At 65.4% G+C, this 19731-nt stretch carries 19 protein-coding genes and 2 pseudogenes; 8 read left to right on the top strand and 13 right to left on the bottom strand.

The annotated features are described in order from the left end of the window. Window positions 1-115: 115 nt before the first annotated feature. A pseudogene (locus L1892_RS23800) lies at window positions 116-271 on the bottom strand (recombinase family protein); the annotation flags it as partial. Between the two features lie 111 nt (window positions 272-382). On the opposite strand from L1892_RS23800, the gene L1892_RS23795 reads away from it, so the two are divergent. From L1892_RS23795 to lspA, 5 genes are all read left to right on the top strand, one after another. Next, window positions 383-1438: an IS481 family transposase gene (locus tag L1892_RS23795; protein ID WP_235726254.1), complete on the top strand. Its 1056-nt coding sequence runs from the start codon at window positions 383-385 to the stop codon at window positions 1436-1438. 91 nt (window positions 1439-1529) lie between these two features. Continuing rightward, a complete protein-coding gene (locus L1892_RS23790; RefSeq protein ID WP_235726253.1) occupies window positions 1530-2762 on the top strand; it encodes an IS110 family RNA-guided transposase in 1233 nt (410 codons plus the stop codon). 37 nt (window positions 2763-2799) lie between these two features. Then, complete coding sequence (locus L1892_RS23785; protein ID WP_235726252.1) at window positions 2800-3171, top strand: ArsR/SmtB family transcription factor; 372 nt, start codon at window positions 2800-2802, stop codon at window positions 3169-3171. A 5-nt stretch (window positions 3172-3176) separates the two neighbouring features. Further along, window positions 3177-5129 (top strand): heavy metal translocating P-type ATPase, encoded by a 1953-nt coding sequence (locus L1892_RS23780; protein WP_235726251.1) that lies wholly within the window; start codon window positions 3177-3179, stop codon window positions 5127-5129. Next, on the top strand, window positions 5126-5638 hold the full coding sequence (gene lspA, locus L1892_RS23775) for a signal peptidase II (protein WP_235726250.1): 513 nt from the start codon (window positions 5126-5128) through the stop codon (window positions 5636-5638). The genes L1892_RS23780 and lspA overlap by 4 nt, the downstream gene beginning before the upstream one ends. 155 nt (window positions 5639-5793) lie before the next feature. Here lspA and L1892_RS23770 read toward each other — a convergent pair. From L1892_RS23770 to L1892_RS23745, 6 genes and pseudogenes are all read right to left on the bottom strand, one after another. Next, a pseudogene (locus tag L1892_RS23770) lies at window positions 5794-6015 on the bottom strand (recombinase family protein); the annotation flags it as partial. Between the two features lie 149 nt (window positions 6016-6164). Further along, window positions 6165-6869, bottom strand: a complete 705-nt coding sequence (locus L1892_RS23765; RefSeq protein ID WP_235726249.1) for an Abi family protein — start codon at window positions 6867-6869, stop codon at window positions 6165-6167. A gap of 638 nt (window positions 6870-7507) precedes the next feature. Beyond that, window positions 7508-8497 (bottom strand): zinc-dependent alcohol dehydrogenase family protein, encoded by a 990-nt coding sequence (locus tag L1892_RS23760; RefSeq protein WP_235726248.1) that lies wholly within the window; start codon window positions 8495-8497, stop codon window positions 7508-7510. An 81-nt stretch (window positions 8498-8578) separates the two neighbouring features. Beyond that, the gene (locus tag L1892_RS23755) at window positions 8579-8878 is read right to left on the bottom strand and encodes a Dabb family protein (protein ID WP_235726247.1); all 300 of its coding nucleotides are present in this window, start codon (window positions 8876-8878) and stop codon (window positions 8579-8581) included. A 79-nt stretch (window positions 8879-8957) separates the two neighbouring features. Further along, window positions 8958-10601 carry a flavin-containing monooxygenase gene (locus L1892_RS23750; RefSeq protein WP_235726246.1) on the bottom strand — a complete coding sequence of 548 codons (1644 nt, stop codon included), beginning with the start codon at window positions 10599-10601 and terminating at the stop codon, window positions 8958-8960. 640 nt (window positions 10602-11241) lie between these two features. Next, window positions 11242-12432, bottom strand: coding sequence for a TetR/AcrR family transcriptional regulator (locus L1892_RS23745; protein WP_235726245.1), 1191 nt, complete (start codon window positions 12430-12432; stop codon window positions 11242-11244). Window positions 12433-12435: 3 nt separating this feature from the next. Here L1892_RS23745 and L1892_RS24765 point away from each other — a divergent pair, with 3 nt between their 5' ends. Next, complete coding sequence (locus tag L1892_RS24765; RefSeq protein WP_268900627.1) at window positions 12436-12558, top strand: hypothetical protein; 123 nt, start codon at window positions 12436-12438, stop codon at window positions 12556-12558. Window positions 12559-12655: 97 nt separating this feature from the next. On the opposite strand, the gene L1892_RS23740 is transcribed toward L1892_RS24765, so the two are convergent. The 5 genes from L1892_RS23740 to L1892_RS23720 form a co-directional block, all read right to left on the bottom strand. Next, window positions 12656-13519, bottom strand: coding sequence for an SMP-30/gluconolactonase/LRE family protein (locus L1892_RS23740; protein ID WP_235726244.1), 864 nt, complete (start codon window positions 13517-13519; stop codon window positions 12656-12658). 114 nt (window positions 13520-13633) lie between these two features. Continuing rightward, a complete protein-coding gene (locus tag L1892_RS23735) occupies window positions 13634-15262 on the bottom strand; it encodes an AMP-binding protein (RefSeq protein WP_235726243.1) in 1629 nt (542 codons plus the stop codon). A gap of 3 nt (window positions 15263-15265) precedes the next feature. Continuing rightward, window positions 15266-16384, bottom strand: a complete 1119-nt coding sequence (locus tag L1892_RS23730; protein ID WP_235726242.1) for an acyl-CoA dehydrogenase family protein — start codon at window positions 16382-16384, stop codon at window positions 15266-15268. Continuing rightward, entirely contained in the window at window positions 16377-17540 is a 1164-nt protein-coding gene (locus tag L1892_RS23725) for an acyl-CoA dehydrogenase family protein (protein ID WP_206434870.1), read from the bottom strand. Before L1892_RS23725 ends, L1892_RS23730 begins: the two co-directional genes overlap by 8 nt. A gap of 5 nt (window positions 17541-17545) precedes the next feature. Next, window positions 17546-18319, bottom strand: coding sequence for an enoyl-CoA hydratase-related protein (locus L1892_RS23720; RefSeq protein ID WP_235726241.1), 774 nt, complete (start codon window positions 18317-18319; stop codon window positions 17546-17548). Between the two features lie 558 nt (window positions 18320-18877). On the opposite strand from L1892_RS23720, the gene L1892_RS23715 reads away from it, so the two are divergent. Together L1892_RS23715 and L1892_RS23710 are read left to right on the top strand one after the other, a co-directional pair. Beyond that, the gene (locus L1892_RS23715) at window positions 18878-19117 is read left to right on the top strand and encodes a hypothetical protein (RefSeq protein ID WP_235726240.1); all 240 of its coding nucleotides are present in this window, start codon (window positions 18878-18880) and stop codon (window positions 19115-19117) included. Beyond that, window positions 19118-19543: an IS30 family transposase gene (locus L1892_RS23710; protein WP_435948568.1), complete on the top strand. Its 426-nt coding sequence runs from the start codon at window positions 19118-19120 to the stop codon at window positions 19541-19543. Between the two features lie 91 nt (window positions 19544-19634). Here the strand turns inward: L1892_RS23710 and L1892_RS23705 are convergent. Continuing rightward, window positions 19635-19731: hypothetical protein (locus L1892_RS23705; protein WP_235724760.1), on the bottom strand; the 97-nt coding region annotated here is incomplete at its 5' end.

Genomic DNA, 19731 nt, shown 5'->3' with positions numbered 1-19731 from the left:
CTGCACGCCGTTCTCCGCTCACTGGTTCCTGGTCCTAGACAGCTCAGAAACCTAGACAGGGAACGGCGTGCTCACGTTTCAGGCGCGCTCAACCACCCACGGATGCGTCAGGAGAGCCAGAGAACTCAGCGACCATCGCCAGCACGTTGAACAGCAACTTCCCGACAGCATCGGTGGGGTCGTAGTCGGACCCGCCGAGGCTGAGGCTGATCTGGCGGGTGGTGAGCTCGTCGGCGATCGCCCGGGCATCAGGCAGGGACCGGGCTAGCTGTACTGACCACGGACGTTAGGTACGGCCTACGGCGTGGCGTGGTGACATGAAGAAGACCTCCGAGTGGAGTGCGAGCTGTCTAAGGAACGCTCGCCATCCTCGGAGGTCTTCGTGTCCCACCGTAATGCCCCATTGTCAGAACTCGGGCGTCTGCGTCTGGCCCGCTGCATCGTTGAGGACGGTTGGTCGCTGCGCCGTGCCGCTGAACGATTCCAAGTCGCGGTGACCACCGCCCAGCGATGGGCTCGGCGTTACCGCGAGCAGGGACCGACGGGCATGGCCGACCGCAGCTCACGACCCCACCGCAGCCCCAATAAGACTCCGACGCGCACCGAGCGGCGCATCATCAAAGTCCGCGTGCTGCGTCGCTGGGGCCCAGCCCGTATCGCGTATCTGCTCGGGCTCAACGTCTCCACCGTGCACCGGGTGTTGAGCCGGTACAAGCTGGCCCGTCTGCGCTGGCTGGACCGCCCCACCGGGCGCGTCATCCGACGGATGGAGTCCGCCGCTCCCGGTGATCTGGTCCACGTTGATGTCAAGAAACTCGGCAAGATCCCCGCCGGCGGCGGATGGCGCATGCTCGGTCGAACCCAGGGCAATCACAACTCGCAAGCAGATAAAAGTTCAGGACGCCGTAGCACATGGGGCGATCCGCTGCGGGGACACCATTTCCTGCACACCGCCCTCGATGCCCACTCCCGACTGGTGTACTCCGAGATTCTGGCTGACGAACGCAAACAGACCGCCGCCGACTTCTGGGAACGGGCCAACGCCTGGTTCCTGGAGTGCGGATTCACGGTCCGGAATGTACTGACTGACAATGGGTCCTGTTACCGATCCCACGTCTTCCGTGACGCGCTCGGTGAGGTCAAGCATCGCCGGACCCGCCCCTATCGGCCACAGACCAACGGCAAGGTGGAACGGTTTCACCGCACGCTGGCCGATGAGTGGGCCTACGCGCGGCTCTACACCAGCGACGCCGAACGCTGCGCTGAGTACTCAAGCTGGCTGCATCACTACAATCACCTTTACGTTGGAGTACGTCCGGGGCAGTCGCCCTGGGCGCTCGTCCGCGGTTCGGGGCGTGGCTCGACAATCGCCTGTCTGCCCTTGGTGGCTCGTCGTGGAAGGCCACCCCGGATCGTGACGGGTCGTTTCGGCCGCTAATTGAGATGTGTTCGTGAACTTGTCGCTGTGTAAAGGTGTGCCGGCGAAACAACCCTCGACGAGCTAAGAGACGCTCATGAGAAGGGTATGTATGACTGCATCTGTTTGGGTCGGTGTTGATGTCGGCCGTCGGGCGCATCACGCCGCAGCAGTCGATGAACACGGCGCAGTGCTCTGGTCACGGCGTGTGGATAACGATCAGACCGAGATCGAGAAGTTACTCGACACGGTCGTCGACGCGGGATCGGCTGTGTGGGCGATCGACATGAATGCTCCGGAATCTGCGCTGCTGCTCGGCGTGCTGTCTGCTCACCGCCAGATAGTGCAGTACATACCTGGTCGCGTGGTGCACAGAATGTCAGGCGCGTTCGCCGGTGAGGGAAAGACCGATGCGCGCGACGCAGTGGTGATCGCCCAGACCGTGCGTATGCGGCGTGACCTCAGCATCATCCAGGTCCCTGACGAGCTCGCAGTAGAACTCGAGATGCTCACGGGACACCGCCGAGATCTGGTCACTGAACGCACCCGAGGGATCAACCGGCTTCGCGGACTGTTGACCCGCATCTTCCCGAGGCTGGAGCGGTCTTTCGACTACTCCACTCTTGCCGGATTGACATTCGTCGCAGGGTTTTCCACACCCAAGTCGATCAACGCGGTTAACGATGACGACCTCTACGCTCATCTGCGCCGCCATGGGGTGCGGCGACCGACAATACCGAAGATGATCCGCGCTGCGCGCGCCGCTGCGGCGTCGCAAACGGTGACCCTGCCTGGTGAGCAGACGATCGCCCTCTTGGTGAATGAGGCCGCAGCCTCGCTCATCCAGCTGACTCGACAGATCGCCGAATTGGACAAGCGAATCACCATTGCTCTCCGGCGCCACCGCTATGCACAAATACTGGAATCCGTGCCAGGCATCGGTGCAGTCGGCGGCGCTGAACTGGTCGCGTATACCGGTGGCAACTTCGGATCGTTCGGGTCGGCGGCCAAACTCGCCGCCTACGCAGGCCTGGCCCCCGTGCCTCACGACTCGGGGAACCGCCACGGTGTTCTGCGGCGGCCGCAGCGCTATCATCGCGGACTGCGCCGCGTGTTCTACATGGCCGCACTCAACAGCGCGCAACGCGACGGCCCATCACGTGAGTTCTACCAACGCAAACGCAACGAGAAGCGATCGCACATCCATGCGCTCATCGCGCTGGCGAGACGACTTGTTGACGTCGTTTGGGCGCTAATTCGCGACAACCGGAAGTGGACTCCGATACCGGCTCCACCGCCGCTTAATCACCCCGAATCCCGTGAGGGCCAAGGCCGGGCAGCCTAAGATTTCATTAATCGCTGGACACGGATATCATCGCCGTATGGCGATCAACTCTGATGGGTGCGTGCCTGCCGTCGACGTGCTGTCCTCTGCACTGGATCCGGCGGTGTCGTTGTTTCACAGTCTCTCGGATGCCACGCGTCTGGCGATTGTGCGTCACCTCGCCGATGGTGAGGCGAGGGTCGCGGACCTGGTGGCCCAACTCGGGTTGGCGCAGTCCACGGTGTCGGCGCATGTGGCGTGCCTGCGGGACTGCGGTCTGGTGCAGGGCCGCCCTCAGGGCCGGCAGGTGTTCTACTCGCTCGCTCATCCGGAGTTGATGGATTTGTTGGCCTCCGCCGAAACATTGTTGGCTGCGACCGGCAATGCCGTGGCGCTGTGCCCGAACTACGGCACTGGCCGGGGGAAGTGACGATCATGAGTGATGCCTGCGGTTGCGGCCACGATGATGCGCGTCTCGACGACGAGCGCGAACCCGAACAATGGTGGCAGGTCACCGAGATCCGGGCGGCAGCCATCGCCGCAGTGGCGTTGGTCGCCGCGGTGATCGTGGGCCTGCTCAACGGTCCGCATGGCGTGCAGCTGGGTTTACAGTTGGCCGCGCTGGCCATCGCCGGCTACACGTTCGTGCCCTCGACCCTGTCCCGGCTGGTCAGGGGCAAGATCGGGGTCGGCACCTTGATGACGATCGCCGCGGTCGGGGCGGTGGCCCTTGGTGAAGTCGGCGAGGCCGCCATGCTCGCCTTCTTGTACGCGATCAGCGAAGGCCTCGAGGAGTACGCGGTCACCCGAACCCGACGCGGCCTGCGTGCGTTGTTGTCGTTGGTACCTGCAACCGCGACCGTGCGCCGCGCGGGACGGGAATTCACCGTCGCCCCAACCGAACTCGCCCTCGGTGAAACCATGATCGTCAAGCCCGGTGAACGCCTGGCCACCGACGGAATCATCCGCGCCGGGCACACCGCCCTGGACACCTCGGCGATCACCGGCGAATCGGTGCCCAGAGAGGCCGGGCCCGGTACTGAGGTGTTCGCCGGATCGGTCAACGGCACGGGCGTCCTCGACGTTGAAGTCACCGCTGCAGCGCAAGACAATTCGCTGGCAAAGATCGTCCGCATCGTTGAAGCCGAACAATCCCGGAAAGGCCATGCCCAGCGCCTCGCCGACACGATCGCTCGCCCACTCGTGCCGGCTGTGATGATCGCTGCCGCCCTCATCGCCGCGCTCGGCAGCGCATTCGGTGATCCCCGAGTATGGATCGAACGCGCCCTGGTAGTCCTCGTCGCCGCCTCACCGTGCGCACTGGCCATCGCCATCCCGGTCACCGTGGTCGCCGCGATCGGCGCCGCATCCAAACTCGGGGTGCTGGTCAAGGGAGGTGCCGCCCTCGAAGCACTCGGCCGCATCCGTACCGTGGCGCTCGACAAAACAGGCACCCTGACCCGTAACCAACCCGCCGTCGTCGACATCGCCACCATCTCCACCAGCACCACCGCCGAGGTGCTGCACGTGGCTGCCGCACTCGAAGCCCGCAGCGAGCACCCATTGGCGCGAGCCATCCTCGCCGCCGCCACCGAGACCGTCACACCCGCCGACAACGTCGCCGCCGTCACCGGAGCCGGACTCACCGGCCGCCTCGACGGCCACACTGTCCGACTCGGCCGACCCGGATGGATCGATCCTGGCCCACTGGCCGCCGACATCGACCGCATGCAAACAGCCGGCGCCACCGCAGTGCTCATCGAACTCGACGCCACCACCATCGGCGCCATCGCCGTACGCGACGAACTACGCCCTGAAGCCCCCGAGGTCATCGCAAGCCTGCGCCGCGACGGATACACCGTCGCAATGCTCACCGGCGACAACCACCGCACCGCCGACGCGCTGGCCGATCAAGCCGGTATCGACACCATCCACGCCGAACTCCGCCCCGAAGACAAAGCCCACCTCATCAAAGAGCTGCGTAGCCACCAACCCACCGCCATGGTCGGCGATGGCGTCAACGACGCCCCCGCCCTGGCCACCGCCGACCTCGGTCTCGCCATGGGCGCCATGGGCACCGACGTCGCCATCGAAACCGCCGACGTCGCATTGATGGGCGAAGACCTGCGCCACCTACCCCAAGCACTGCGTCACGCCCGCCGCTCACGCACCATCATGCTGCAAAACGTCGGCCTCTCCCTGGCCATCATCACCGCACTCATACCCCTCGCCCTGCTCGGAGTCCTCGGCCTCGCCGTCGTCGTCCTCGTACACGAGATCGCCGAAATCATCGTCATCGGCAACGGCATACGCGCAGGCCGCACCGCCAACCTCACTCTGCACAGCTCCCCGACCACCCAACCCGCCCCGGTGCTGCCCCAACGATGACCAGCCATCCCCACCACCGCACCGACACAACCAGCCCGAAACCAGCACGCCGACGACGGCGCATCCTCCTCGTCGCCGTCACCAGTGTTCTCGCCGCAATCGCCGTCGCGATCGACCCGATCGCCCGCACCACCCTCGCCGACAATCCCGTCGACCTCGGGCCAGTACAACTCCGCCTGGCCTACAACACCGGCGTCGCCTTCAGCCTCGGTGACCGACTACCCGCCGGCCTACTCCTGACCCTCACCATCGCCATCACACTCGGCCTCGCCACCTACGCCTGGCGCAACGCACCCCACCAACCGAAACTGCACACCATCAGCTTCGCCGCCATCATCGCCGGAGCAACCGCCAACGTCATCGACCGCCTCATCGACGGCAAAGTCACCGACTACCTCCACACCGGCTGGTGGCCCACCTTCAACCTCGCCGACACCTACATCACCTGCGGCACAACCCTCCTCATCATCGCCATCCTCCTCCAACACGACACCGACCACGACCAATAGATCCTCACGACTACGTGCCGCGTCGCTTTATCGGCTGAGGTGACCGAACGCGCTCGTGCTCCAACTTGCGTTCTCGCATTGAGATCCACCGCGGCCACACCTCACTCAAAGGTCGATCACCCGCCGACCGCGTACCTAACCTCTCAGGTCAGTACAGCTAGCCGGTCGAGCTTGGTCACGACCAACGTGTCCCCGGCACGACAGGCGGCCAGCGCCTCGCGCAGGCCGGGCGCTCGCGGTTAGTGCCGGTCAGGCCGTGATCGACGTAGATCCGCTCGGCCTCGACACCGAGTCCGAGCAGCCCGTCACGTTGCGCGGTGAGGTCTTGTTGGTTGATCGGTGGAGCATCGGGCGTACCCGACAAGTAGTGCGTTAATGGCGCACCTCCAATGGGGTTGGTCCGGCCGAACCAGGGCTGTGGGTCGGCTCGGGCATCGAGCGGGGCTCGACCTCACCAGGAACTCGCTGCGGGCCGTCTTCGACAAGCCCCCTCTGCCACCTCGGCGGCGAGCTGCCAGACTCGTGTTCAGCGGGGGCGCTGAACGAGGACCCGGGTGACTCGACTGGTCGCGCTCAGGTGCCGGCCGAGGTCGGGATCGAGAAGGCCGGCGACGGTCGCGATGTCGGTGACGCGTCCCGCGACGTCGTACCTGAGAAGCGGCTCGTGGTGGGCCACTCGGTTGCGCAGACCGTGCAGACGTCCGATGGGGCGGTCGACGTCGCGCCGGTCAGTGCCCGGTGCGAACGCCTGGTAGAGGGATGGCACCCACAGCGACTTCTCATGGGCGGAGGAGCTGAGGAACCGCCAGAAGCCAAACATCAACTCAGCGATGACCTTGCCGGGTGGAGCGGCGGGGCCGCCGGCGGAGTCCACGGCACGGTGGAGTGACTCACGTGTCCGCAGGTTGACGTCGACTCGTCGACCACGACGGGTGCGCCACAACGGTGCGAAGGCCGGGATGTTGGCCGTCGTCCAGTGTGGGGGTCCGGGCCACCGCGCGCTGAGCGCGCGGTCGTAGGCGTTGCGTAGCCCGACTTCCAGGTGGGCGAGATCTCGCAACAGGGCGGCGCTGATCTCGGCGTTCCACTCGTACAGGTCCAGAGCCAACTGCGGGTCGCCTTGGCTGGCGGCCAGGTAGACACCGTATCGGGGCTGGCTCAGCCAGCGCTCTACCCATGGCCCAAGCCCGGGTGGCCCAGGACTCGGCGGAGGCGGTGGCGACGTTGTCATCGCCCTCATTCTCACGTATCGTTCCTCTTGAAAGCCCCGGTGGACCGCTGGCCTTGGCCATGTCGCCGGGGCTAAGTCATGCCCTCTCAAGTCTTCGCTCATGGCGGCAGACTTGACGACACCACCGGCTAGTGTCGCGGGCTACCTCTTGCGGCGGGTACCGGTCCCGATCAGCGATCGTCTATTGGGTATCCATTGTCGCCGAGCACATCGTTGCGCAGCAGAACCACGGGCCCCTGACAGAAGATGACACTTAACCGTCGATGACGCCTCCGCCGGAACACCGAGGGGTGACTGAGTGGTGTTCGCAGACGATTGGCCCGAGCTGACGAGGTGTACATCGTTGATCCGGGTGTGGCTAGGTAGGTGAGTCAACCCGACGGGAGATTGCCTACGCGGAGTCGCTCGGCAAGCCGGTTCGGTATCTGAGTCGCGAGCGCTTGGCTCGAACGGGAGACGGCCCTAAGAGTGAGTCGGACCGGACGTAAGGCCGCCCGCTTATCGGCTGATCCGGTCGTCCCCGCAAGCCGATCGGCACGCGGCGGTCGCGCCGTCGTACTCGTCGGCGTACACGAACATCGAGAACTGCCAAGGCTCGTCCTCGCCTTCCATGAGGTCCCATAGCGTCCCTCCGTTCCTTAAGTGGTGACGACAATCTTCCCGACCTGGGTTCCGGCCTCGAGGTAGCGGTGAGCGTCAACGATGTCATCGAGGGTGAAAATACGATCGATGACTGGGCGCAACTCGTTTGAGGCAATGCTGGTGGCGATGTAGTCCACGGCCTGCGCGAGACGCTGCAGGTCACCGGTGATCTCGAAGACGGTGTATGGGCGGGTGTATACCGGACGCATGTTCGCCAGCCCGGGCAGCGGCGTGGGCTGGCCCGACAGTTTCCCGTGAACGAAGAGCACCCCTTCTGGCGCGGTCGCCGCGACCAGTGCTTCGACACCGGGACCAGCGACAGCGTCGAAGACCATGTCTGCGCCGCGTCCGCCAGTCAGGTCGAGAATAGACGCGGTGAGGTCGTCTTCCTCAGTAACCAGGACATGCGCAGCGCCTGCCTCCAACAGGCGTTGACTCTTTCCCGAGTCGTTGGTCGTCGCGATGGGTATCGCTCCGATCCGCCGAGCAATCTGGATCGCCCCGAGCCCAACGCTGCTCGAGGCAGCCGTGATCACCACATGTCCGCCGGAGCGCAATCGGCCGATGTCCACCAAGGCGCCGTACGCGGTCAAGAATGGCATCCAAGTTGCTGCGCCATCGACCGCACTGACGGAGGCCGCGCGGGTGACCAGCGACGAGGCTGGCACGACGGCTTGCTCGCCGTACATGTGGTAGCGGCTCTGGTGGAACAGCGGAATCACGCTGACGGCGTCTCCGACCCGCCAGCCCGTAACGTCTGGGCCGGTTGCGAGGATCCTTCCAGCGCCTTCGTACCCAAGTCCCGTTGGCAGGGCCACTGCTCTGTCAAGGTAGCGGTCTCGTCGAAAGTTGGCCTCCGAGCGGTTCAATCCGATCGCTTCGACGTCAAGCAAGACCTCGCCAGGCCCGGGGGCGCCGGGGTCGTGCTCCTCTAATTGAAGCACCTCGGGACCGCCGAACTCGTGGAAGCGGACGACCTTGGGCATCACTCACTCCTGTTCAACTAAGCGATCTCGACGTTTCAGTCAGCCTGGCGAGCCCGTCGGGCGAAGGTTGCCTGTGAGACGTCAGACCTCGGTGAGGAACTGTGTGCTGTGAACCGACTCCGCCAACGGGATGAGGTGGTCGCGCGCGAGGGCCTGGTGAGCCGGGTGCTCAAGGTAGGCGTAAAAAGCCTCGGCGTCGGCGAACTCCGAGACCAGCGCGTAGTCGGCGTTCGTCGGCCTTTCGCCAAGATCTCGACCGTGGCGAGTCCGGCGGATGAGGTCGATCTGACCCGGCAGGGCCGCGAGCGCCGCGTCGAGCGCCGCCACCTGATCTGGCGTCGCGGCGTCTTTGAACTTGACGGTCACACAGTGGATCAACAACGGCCTTCTCCTTGGGGTATGGGGGTGGGCGTCGCCATCGACTGTCGATGGCGACGCCCCGTGACTGAGTAACGCGCTCTCAGGAGAGCGCGAAACCGGCGTACCCGTTCTCCGCCGACTCGCGGCACTTGTCCAGGTACATGGTCAGGCCAGCGGGGTAGGCCAACAGCTCCTTCTTCTGGCCCGGCACGTTGGCGTTCATGTACCAGGAGTTCGCCATGATGAAGGTCGTGGCGCTGGCCACGCCGTCCAGGTGCTCTTGCCACTCGTCCTCGGCCTCGGGCGTGGCCTCGATGCGCGTCAGGTTGTTGTTGCGCATGTGGCTGATGGCGTTGATCACCCAGTCGCCCTCGAGCTCAGCGCAGGTCGGGCCGTTGCAGAACGCCGACGGGCTCTGCGGGCCGTACACGTACATGATGTTCGGGAACCCGGCTGTGGCGCGCCCAAGGAACGTGCGAACGCCGTTCTTGAACACGTCGCTGTACTTCTCGCCCTTGGTGCTGCGGATGTCGATGTCGGTCAAGCCTCCGGTGAAGGAGTCGAAGCCGGTCGCCAGGACGATCACGTCGAACTCATGCAGCGTGCCGTCGGCGGTGACGATGCCGTTCTCGGTGACCTTCTCGATCGGGTTCTCGTTGACGTCGACCAAATCGACGTTGTCCTGGTTGAACGTCTCGTAGTAGGTGTACTCCAGCGGGCAGCGCTTGGTGCCGAACGGGTACGGCGGGGTCTCGGGGAGAAGCTTCTCGGCCAGCTTGGGGTCCTTGACGCGCGGCAGGGTCCTCTCGCGCCAGTAGGCGTAGATCTTGTCTCCGACCTCACGGTTGAAGTACATGTCGGCGTAACCGCCGAGCCAGATCTGGAGGCCCCCCATGGCCCAGAGCTCGTCGAGCGTGGCGTAGAACTCCTCGTCGGAGATCTCGGCGGTCGGGGTGTAGATCACGTCGTAGTCGATCCCGGAGAACGTCGTCTCACGGTACTTGAAGCGCTCGGGGTAGGTCTTGCGGAGCTCGTCGTTGGCGGCGCGGTCGAGCTTGGGGGAGATCATCGGCAGAGCCGTCGGAGGCGTCCGCTGGAAGACGGTCATGTGCCCGACGTCCGGAGCGATTGTCTGGATGACCTGGACGCCGCTGGCACCGGTCCCGATGACGGCGACCCGCTTGCCGGAGACGTCGTAGCCCTCGGGCCATCGCGAGGTGTGGAACGAGTCGCCCTTGAAGTCGTCGAGGCCGGGGATGTTGGGGTAGAGGGCCTTGGACCCGGTGCCGAGCATCGGCAGGAGGAAGCGCGCGCGGGTCAGGAAGGTCTCGCCGGTCTTCTCGTCACGAGTCTCGACGACCCACTTGTCCTCGTTGTCGTCGAACTGGGCGGCGACGACGCGCGAGTTGCAGCGCATGTCCTTGGCCAGGTCCAGCTTGTCGACGACGAAGCGGAAGTACTCCTGGAGCTCCTCCTGGCCGGGGTAGACCTCCGACCAGTTCCACTCGCTCCAGATCCGCTCGTCGGAGAGCTGGTAGGCGGTGGCGGGGGTGTCGACACGCGCCCCGGGGTACTGGTTCCAGTGCCAGACGCCGCCAGCCTCGGAGCCGGCCTCGTAAAGCTTGACGGTGAAGCCGCGCGAACGAAGGTTCTCGAGCTGGTGGACGCCCGCAAAACCGCCGCCGACGACGAGGACGTCGAGCTCTTCGGTCACGGGGCGGGGGTCGGTGAGCAAGGTGTTCACGTGGTGTTCCTTTCGCGACATCGTAGTCCGTTGTGGCTGCTCGGTCGCTGGGGTCGAAGTGTCATTCCGGAGGGGTGGTGCTGGGGGAAGGCGAGCCGCTGGCTCACGTGTCGCGCTCGCTGGTTGTCGCCGGTGGACTGACGCCTGCTCGGATCGCGAACGGCGGAAGACCCCCTGGACCGAAGTCCTCTAGCGATAACTCATGGTGTACGTCCGACGTCACAAGAGTGACATGCACCACTAAATGATGTCAAGCATCACTAACAAGATTGCCGTTCCTGCCAAGCTAGCCATCCCAGGCAGTTCGTCGTGTATCACGCCGCGTTGTCACATGCGCGCCCTACTATGCGGTGGACTACGAGCACAAGACTTCGCACGAGCGCAGTTGAGCTGTTCGCTTCTGGGAAATGAGAACTAACAGTGTAGGCACCCACGGCCAAACGCCGACAGGCTCGATGTCATGGGACGCTCACGACATGTCTATTCTCTGAGAGGCGTCGCCGGTGACATCCGAGAACGTAGAACCTAGGCTCCGCCCGGCAGAGCCGCCCAGGACGTGACACGGTTCGGCGGATCAGAGCACAGCAGGCATCGGCGCCGAAGGAGCCCCGTCCCCCACGATGCGCGGACCCGGGACGGGTCAGCCGTGAACGACCGCCGTGACGGCTGTCCTGAGCTCGAAGGCGAAAGCGGGCTCGCGGTACAGGTGCGCGATACGCACAAGGTCGTGGACGATGCCCTTGCTGATGTGGATGAGGGTCGACGCTGTCGCGTCGTCGAGATCGTCACGTGTCGCCGATATCCACCGTTGCCATTCGAGGGTGTTCTCTTCTCGGATGCGGTTGAACCGATCGCGCTCGTCCTCGGGCAGGTAGTGGCTCTCCGTCAAGGAAACGGCCAACAGGTCGATAGCCCGCACTGCCAGCTCGACGTAGCCCTCAACCAGGGCGTCGAACACGTCAGCGTCGCGCGCGGGCCGAGTCAGAGCTCGGGCGACCTCGAGTGCCTGCCACTCGTAGAAGCGATTCGTCGCCGCGACGAGGATGGCGGCCTTGGTGTCGAAGTACCGGTAGATCGCCGGGCCCACCACCCCGACCTCGGCTCCGATGTCGTCGATACTGACCCCGGCATATCCGTTGCGCTGGAAGGCGCGCGCCGCAGCGGAAAGGAGCTGCTCGCGACGCGAGGCGGGCGTCCGGGGGTGCGCGACCGGTTGAACACCCGAGTCCGGGTGGGAGCTGCTCGCGACACCGATGACTCGTTCGCACGCCTCAACGAGTACCTTCTTGAGCTTGGCACGAGAAAGGCCGCTGTCGTAGAAGGCAGGGCTGGTCAGGATGCTGACCACCGACCAACTCCGGACCTCCCTGGCGAAGTCGTCGAGGTCGGGGGTCGCTGGTGCAACCATCAGCAGCCCTACCTGTTCGGCGATCCAGCGAGTGCGCTTGCGCACCAGCGAGAAGTCGTCTGGGTCGAGGTGTCGGGCCTCCCGCTGCCACAGCACCGAAAGGCGCCGACTCTCAAGGCCCACCTCAGCGAGCGTCGAGAGACGTTCGCCAACGCTGCCGGGGCTGTCGGCCGCCGCGAGTTGCTCGAGGGTCGTCACCAGTCGCTGCTGGTCCTCGTGGATCACGTGGGACAGGAGGGCCCGCTTGTTGGCGTAGTGGCGATAGAGGGCTCGTGCCGTGATCCCGCTCGCTTCGGCGATCTGGTCCATCCTGACCGAGTGATAGCCGTGCGCGGTGAACAGCTCCCGCGCGTTGAGGGCGATCTGCAGCCCGCGATCCCGCGGACGCCGCGTTGAGTCCTTCACGGCAGACGCACCGTCCATCCCGTGGCTCCTCTCGACACTCCCCGGCCCTCCCGCTCAGCCAGCCGGCCGCACATCGCGTTGCAGACCGAACGAGCAGAACAGTACTACGCCTCCGGGGCCGCGCAGCGTCGCGATGCGCTGTGAGATCGCTATGAACCGCACCCTTTGGGGAAGGATCAGTGGAGGGGGCCCCGACACGGTTGCCGGGGCCCCGCTCGGTCATCCACCTGGATACTGATGCTCAGGCCGCAGGCGCGCCCTTGCGTCCGACCTTGGCCGTGGCGATCGCGGCCGAGGACTTGCCGACGTGGAACTCTTCCAGCGTCGTGGTGTTGCAGGTCATGTAGAGCGTGTCGAGGTTGTCGCCGCCGAAGGCACAGGCGACGGACCAGGCGCCGGGGTTGCTCACTTTGTCGGTGATCTCGCCGCCCTCAACGACACGGTAGAAGCCGCTGTCCTCCTCCAGGGTCAGGGCGTTGCCGAACCACACGCCGCCGTCGGCGTCGAGCGCGATACCGTCCGGGTGGTAGGCGTCGTCGAGCTGCGCCCAAGCCCGCTGGTTGGTCAGTGCGCCGTCGGTGGCGATGTCGAAGGCGGTGATCCGGTGGTTCCAGGTCTCGGCGACGAGCAGGACCGAGCCGTTCTGGATCGCCATGCCGTTGGGGAAGAGCAGCTCGCCGCCGACTTGCTGCGCCTTCCCGCTGGGGTCGACGTGGACCAGGCGGGTCGTCTTGGGGTCTTCCTCACCGAGCGCGAACCCGAAGTTGCCCACGTAGGCGTCGCCGGCCTTGGTGACGAGCATGTCGTTGCCGATGCCGCCGGCGAACTGGCTGAAGTCCGCGTGCATGCTCTGTGTGCCGTCCAGCGCAACCTTCAGGACGCACTTGTCGGCCTGGGAGACCACGAGCGCTGAGCCGTCTGGGAGGAAGCCTAGGCCGGAGGGGGCGCCCTCGACCTCGACGACGGTCTGGTAGGAGCCGTCGGCTGCGAAACGCTTGACCGTCTTGGCGAAGAAGTCGCTGGCCCACAAACTTTCGTCCCGCCAGCGGGGAGCCTCCAGGAACTGGTGGCCCGTGGAGAAAATGGTCAGCTCGTGCTCGTACATGACATTCCGTTCCACGCCGACCTACGGCCGTCGTTTAGGTGGTGGGGTGGCTTGATCGAAGGGTGGACATAGAAGGATGGAGAAGGCCGGCGGGCTGTCGCCCGCGTGTGATGCTCAGGGGGACGCCTCTTGCTCATCCCCGTCCTTGGCCAGGTCACGCAGCCTGAACTTCTGGATCTTTCCGCTGGCTGTACGGGGCATCTGGTCGAGCACGATCAGGCTCTCGGGGAGCTTCTGCTTGGCGATCTTGCGCTCCAGCAGCCACTCGACGAGTTCGGCGAGCTCCAGGCTCGCACCCGGCTCGGGGACGATGACTGCGCAGACCCGTTCGCCCAGGACCGGATCGGGGGAGCCCACGACGGCAACCTCGGCAACCCCGGGGTGGGCGAAGAGGTGGTCCTCGACCTCCTTCGCGCTGAGGTTCTCGCCGCCGCGGATGATGATGTCCTTCTTGCGGCCAGTGATCTCCAGGTGACCCTCGGCGTCGATACGGCCGAGGTCTCCGGTGCGGAACCAGCCGTCGTCGGTGAACGCGGACCTGTTCAACTCGGCGTCGAGGTAGCCGACGAACATCTCGGGCCCTCGTGCGAGCAGTTCGCCGTCCTCGCCGCTGCCGAGGTCGTTCTCGTGCTCATCGACGATCCTGATGCGGGCCAGACCGATGGCGCGGCCGTCGGTGTTGGCGCGCTTCTCCAGCGGGTCGGCGGCGCTGCCGCTGGTGGCGGTCGGGTACTCGGTCGACCCGTACACCCGGGCGACCATGCAGTCCAACGCGGTCGTGGCGTTGAGGATCAGATCCGGCGGGACATCCGCTCCTCCGCACAGGAAGCTCCTCAGCGACGAGACGTCGTACTCGCCGAGCGACGGGTGGTGGACCAGGCCGTGCAGGAACGGTGTGGCCGCGAGCATGAAGGTGCACTGGTGTTCCTGGATGAGCTCCAGGCCGGCCGTGGGCTCCCAGATGTCCATCAGAACGACACCGCTTCGCAGCATCGGCGGCATCTGGATGCCGTACAGGATGCCGGTGATGTGCCCTACGGGAGACGGCATGAACACGACGTCTTCCTGGGTCAGGCCGAGCAGCTCGACAACGCTTCGGTTCTCGTAGTCGAGCGTGTTGTGCGTGTGCAACGCGCCCTTCGGGGCCGAGGTGGTGCCGGAGGTGTACAGCAAGAGCGTCAGGTCGTTGGCGTCGCGAGGGACCGGCTCAGGCTTGCTGCCGTGGAAGCCGTCGAGGAAGTCCTCGAAGGAGACCTCGTGATCCCGTCGCGCCTTGCCCACGACCACGACCGTCTGCAACGCCGACAAGCCCGACGAGATCTCCGCGAACATCTCGGGGAAGTCGAAGTTGCGGAACGTCGCCGGGATGAACGCGATCTTGGACTTCGCCTGCTCCAGGATGAATCGGGTCTCCGAGTGTCGGAAGATCGGCATGATCGGATTGCTGATCGCGCCGATCCGGATCGCGGCAAGATGGACCGCACACGCCTCGGCCCAGTTCGGCAACTGCCACGAGACGACATCGCCGTGTCCGATGCCGTGGCGCTGGAGTGCCGCGCCGAGAGCGTCGACGATGGCGTCGAACTGTGCGAAGGTCCACGTTCGTCCGCGGTCGACGACAGCGGTGCGGTCGGGGACCGTCTGGGCGGCGTCTGACAGATAGGCGTCGATAAAGTTCCCCTGCCAGGCCCCCGATGCGGTGGACTCCGCGATGAAGTCCGCGTTCAGATGTGTGGTGACCATCGTTCAGACCCTTTCGACCGTCCGCGCCGTCGGCTGGTCCAGCACGAGCGCTCCGACTTCTTCCTCGAGTTCCGTACTGTCGCCGTACCAGGCCCGCAACGCGAGCGCACGCTTGTAGTACCAGTGGATGTCGGCCTCCGCGGTGAAGCCGATGCCCCCATGTACCTGGATCGCGCCTTCGCAGACAGTGACGGCGACAGTGGCGGCATGGGCCTTCAATGCGGCGGCGCTGAGCTCAGCCTCGGTGTGGGGTAGTTCGTCCAACTCGCCGGCGACGGCCTCACAGAAGTTGTGCAGGGAGACCGCCTCGGTGTGCATGTCCGCCAGCATGTGCTTGATCGCCTGGAAGGAGCCGATGACCCTTCCGAACTGCTCCCGCTGTTTCGCGTACTCGACCGCCAACTCGACGCAGCTGGTGGCAATCCCACTCAGCTCACAAGCGATGAGCACCCGGCTCCACCGCCGGACTCGCGCCAGAACTTCCGGCGCCGTCGCCGCATCGCCCACCGGAGCCCCTTCGGCCCCGTCGAGCGTGACCCGGCTGAAGTTTACAGCCGGGTCAGCGCTGCCGACAGCCTCGATCCGCACTCCCGGAGCTGTCGGCTCGATCAGGTGCAGCACAGGGTTGCCGCCCCGGTCGGCGACGACAAGAAGGGCCAACGCCTCACTACCGAAGCGAACCGCCTCGAACGTCCCGTACAGCTTGCTGTCCACGTTCGTAACCGAGCCGAGTCGTCCCGACCAATGGTTGCTCACGGCAGGATCGAGGAACGCCAGCACCGACCCGTTTTCCACCGCGTCCGCCATGAGCTTGCGGCCCTCTGCGGAGGCATGCTCGTACACGGTGCCGGGCAAGAGCGAGTTCTCCAGCATCGGGCCGGCGAGAAGGTGACGGCCGTACTGGATGAAGAGCGGCCCCAATGCCGACGGCGGAAGCCCGAGCCCACCGTGCTCCTCTCCCCAGACCACGGCAAACACGCCGAGTTCAGCCAGAGCGGGAACCAGGCTCGAACGCTCGTCGGGCGACGAAAGGATGCGCCGGCGCGTATCAGCGTCGTACACGGACCGCAGGAAGTCGTCGACGGTTGCCGCCAGGTAGGCGATGGTGTCGTTGTCAGCCACGGGGAAGTCCTAGAAGTCGCTCGGAGATGATGTTGCGCTGGACCTGCGACGTGCCCCCATAGATCGAGGCTGACCGCGAGTAGAGGTGGTCATGCACCCACCGGTCGGCCTCCAGCCCGAGAGGCGTCGACCCCGACAGCGCCCGCGACGGGCCAAGCAGCTCGGCGATCGACCCGAACACGGTCTGCTCAATGCCGTTGAGGAGCAACTTGTCCACGGAGTCCTCGGGAGTCGGAACCTCGCCTGCGTCCAAACGCTTCACGGTCTGGCGGGTCTGGGCGCCCAAGACTCGCAACGCGATCTGCACCCGTCCGAGCGCCACGCGAACACGCCGCCCGAGGGCAGTCTCCGGCCCCGGCAGGTCAGATTCCCGCAAGGCGGCCACGGCATCCTCGAACGCGACCTCGTAGTCGACGCGCCGGCGCACCGTGTAGGCGGCCCGCTCTATGCCCAGTGTGTGCGTGGCCACCGTCCAGCCCTGGTTCAACTCACCGACCAGATTCCGGCGCGGAACCCGCACCTCGTCGAAGAACACCTCGCAGAACTCACGGTCACCGGTCATCTGCTCCAGCGGACGCACAGTGATCCCCGGTGAGCTCATGTCCACCAGGACATAGCTGATACCGGCATTCTTGTGAGCGCCCGGATCGGTGCGCACCAACAACGCGCACCACTGCGACTTGTGCGCCCAGCTCGTCCACACCTTCTGGCCCGAGATCACGAAGTCGTTGCCATCGATCACCGCACGGGTCCGCAACGAGGCGAGGTCGGAGCCTGCATTCGGTTCGGAGAATCCCTGACACCAGATGTGCTCGCCGGACAACAGCGCGGGCAACAGCTCTTCACGCTGCCACGACTGACCGTGATGGTCGATGGACGGGCCGACCACATCGAGCCCGATCAGGCCGATCGGCATCGGCGCCCGTGCCCGCGCCAACTCCTCGGCGAACACCAGTTGATGCATCGGCGTCAGGCCCTGTCCACCGGCCTCCCGACTCCAGCTGATGCCGATCCAACCGGCGTCGAACAACGTGTGCTGCCACTCGCGTAGCACAGCGAACCGCTCATCCAGGTCCAGCGGCACATGCGGAACGTCGGCCGCGGCCAGCCATTCCCGCGCCAGGACACGATAGCCCTCCAGTTCCACCGTCGACACGACGTTCACCGCCCCGTGTACACGGGCGTGCGGCGCTCCAAGAACGCGCTAAGCGCCTCCTTGGAGTCCTCGTAACCCGACAGCTCACCCGTCAAGGACTGCTCAAACTCGTAGCCGCTCTTCAGGTCCGTGTACTCGATGGCGTTCAGGCTCTGCTTGGCGAACCGCAAAGCAGCCGGGCTGTGCCGCGCCAGCGACTCGGCCAAGGACTGCGCCCTCGCATACAGCTCCTCGTCGGGAACGACATCCACGATCCCCCCATACTGGAGGAGCTTGGCCGCTGGAATCAGATCGCCACTCAGGTGCATCAGCCGGACCACACCCTGGGGCACCATCCGGGACAGGTGCTTGGCGCCACCCATCACACCGACCTTCACCTCTGGCAGCGCGAACCGGGCACTCTCGGCGGCCACCACCAGGTCGCAGGAACCAGCGATGGCCAGCCCAGTACCGACCGCAGCGCCTTGAACCGCGGCGATGACCGGCTTGGTGCTGTCGTAGATGGCGAAGAACGCCTCACGCACCTGCTTCATCCGTGCCGGCGAGTTCTCCGGATCCAGCGTCTTGAACTCCTCCAGGTCATTGCCACCGCAAAAGTGCTTGCCCCGGCCGGCGAGGACCAGGACCCGCGCCTCCGGCAGGTGCACGTCGACGTTGTCGAAGAACTCCTTCAGCTCCACGTACATCGCCTGGTTTACCGCGTTCGCCGGAGGTCGGTTCAACCACACAGTCGCGGTCGTGCCGTTCTCCTGCCAGTCGATGAACTCAAACTGAGCCATGTCATGACCGTCCTGTCTGCGTAGTGCCTGAGCACGGGCGAAGACTGGGCCACAAACGTACATTGCGACTCATCTGCCCATGAATGAAATCCTGTATGATTCCTCTGCAATCTAGTACGCGATCGGATCATATGTCAATGTTCACTAACATCATTGCCTCGCAGGGAGGGCGAGCGAGCCCGGTCCGACACGTTGCCCGCGCGGCTGCCTTGGACCCGATCGCCGCGCGGACCATCTCCGCACGGTTCCTGTCCGGGACGAGCGCCTGGAGACCGCCGACCGACTGCGGGCCGGCGAGTCGGTCCGCGCGATCGCGGCGCCCTGGGCCGGGCGCCCTCCACCATCAGCCGCGAGATCCACCGCCACGGCCGTGGCGACGGAGTGTACCGACCATTCGAGGCACAACGCGTCTCAGCGCAGAAGCGACGCCGTCCGCGCCCGCTGCGGGTCCACGCGCGCCGGCAGCTGCACGACCAAGTCGCTGCGCTGCTCAAGGAGCGGTGAAGCCCTCAGCAGATCTCGCGAGAACTGCGCGCCAGATACTCAGACGATCCCGGCATGTGGTTGTGCGCGGAGTCGATCTACCGCGCGATCTACCAGCCGAACTCGACCCTGACGCGCCCGCCGATCGTGCGCCCACCACCGCGCTCGCCGCTGCGCACGGACCGTGACCACCGACGAGCCCAGATGCGCACCGGCCAGCGACGCAAGAGGTTCAACGCGGCGATGCTGTCGGTGCACGACCGACCGTTCGACCCGGTCGACCGCAGCGAGCCGGGACACTGGGAAGGTGACTAGATCGTCGGGCCCGCGGACCGCTCGGTGATCGGCACCCTGGCCGAACGCCAGACCCTCGTCGTCAACCTCATCCACCTCGAGCCAGCCGACTCCCTCTCGCTCCACCGAGCCCTCGTTCGTGACGTGACCGGCCTGCCACCCCACGTGCTGCGCTCGATCACGTGGGACCAGGGGACCGAGATGGCAGCGCACGAGAAGATCGCGGCCGACCTCAGCGTGAAGGTCTGCTTCTGCGACCCGTCCTCGCCGTGGCAGCGTCCGAGCAACGAGAACACCAACGGCCTCCTGCGCGACTACTTCCCCAAGAGCGCAGACCTAGCGATCCACTCCCGAGCAGACCTGCTACGCATCGAAGAAGAACTCAATCGACGACCCGAGCGATCCTCGGTCACCGCCCACCAGCCCACCTGTTCGCAACCCTGCTAGCGTCGCCGGACCACTCAATGTGTTGCAGTGACCGGCGGAAACCGTCGCGTCGGATCGGCCTCATTTCTGGCTCTCCTGACCGATCCGTGGGTCATGACCGGCCGGGGAGGACTGGTCGGTGGCCGCCGAGGTTGAGCATGGCCAAGGCGATGAGAGCCTCGGGAGACCTGAATCCGAAGGCAACGCGG

This window comes from Gordonia tangerina (assembly GCF_021556435.1).
In the GTDB taxonomy this organism is placed as follows: Bacteria; Actinomycetota; Actinomycetes; order Mycobacteriales; family Mycobacteriaceae; genus Gordonia; species Gordonia tangerina.
This window is presented reverse-complemented; position numbering and strand designations above follow the sequence as displayed.

Bases quoted from the DNA above. Each gene is read 5' to 3' on its own strand.
- L1892_RS23785 (WP_235726252.1), top strand. From the start codon at position 2,800: ATGGCGATCAACTCTGATGGGTGCGTGCCTGCCGTCGACGTGCTGTCC.
- L1892_RS23790 (WP_235726253.1), top strand. From the start codon at position 1,530: ATGACTGCATCTGTTTGGGTCGGTGTTGATGTCGGCCGTCGGGCGCAT.
- L1892_RS23735 (WP_235726243.1), bottom strand. From the start codon at position 15,262: ATGGTCACCACACATCTGAACGCGGACTTCATCGCGGAGTCCACCGCA.
- L1892_RS23715 (WP_235726240.1), top strand. From the start codon at position 18,878: ATGTGGTTGTGCGCGGAGTCGATCTACCGCGCGATCTACCAGCCGAAC.
- L1892_RS23745 (WP_235726245.1), bottom strand. From the start codon at position 12,432: ATGGACGGTGCGTCTGCCGTGAAGGACTCAACGCGGCGTCCGCGGGAT.
- L1892_RS23720 (WP_235726241.1), bottom strand. From the start codon at position 18,319: ATGGCTCAGTTTGAGTTCATCGACTGGCAGGAGAACGGCACGACCGCG.
- L1892_RS23760 (WP_235726248.1), bottom strand. From the start codon at position 8,497: ATGCCCAAGGTCGTCCGCTTCCACGAGTTCGGCGGTCCCGAGGTGCTT.
- L1892_RS23740 (WP_235726244.1), bottom strand. From the start codon at position 13,519: ATGTACGAGCACGAGCTGACCATTTTCTCCACGGGCCACCAGTTCCTG.
- L1892_RS23780 (WP_235726251.1), top strand. From the start codon at position 3,177: ATGAGTGATGCCTGCGGTTGCGGCCACGATGATGCGCGTCTCGACGAC.
- lspA (WP_235726250.1), top strand. From the start codon at position 5,126: ATGACCAGCCATCCCCACCACCGCACCGACACAACCAGCCCGAAACCA.
- L1892_RS23765 (WP_235726249.1), bottom strand. From the start codon at position 6,869: ATGACAACGTCGCCACCGCCTCCGCCGAGTCCTGGGCCACCCGGGCTT.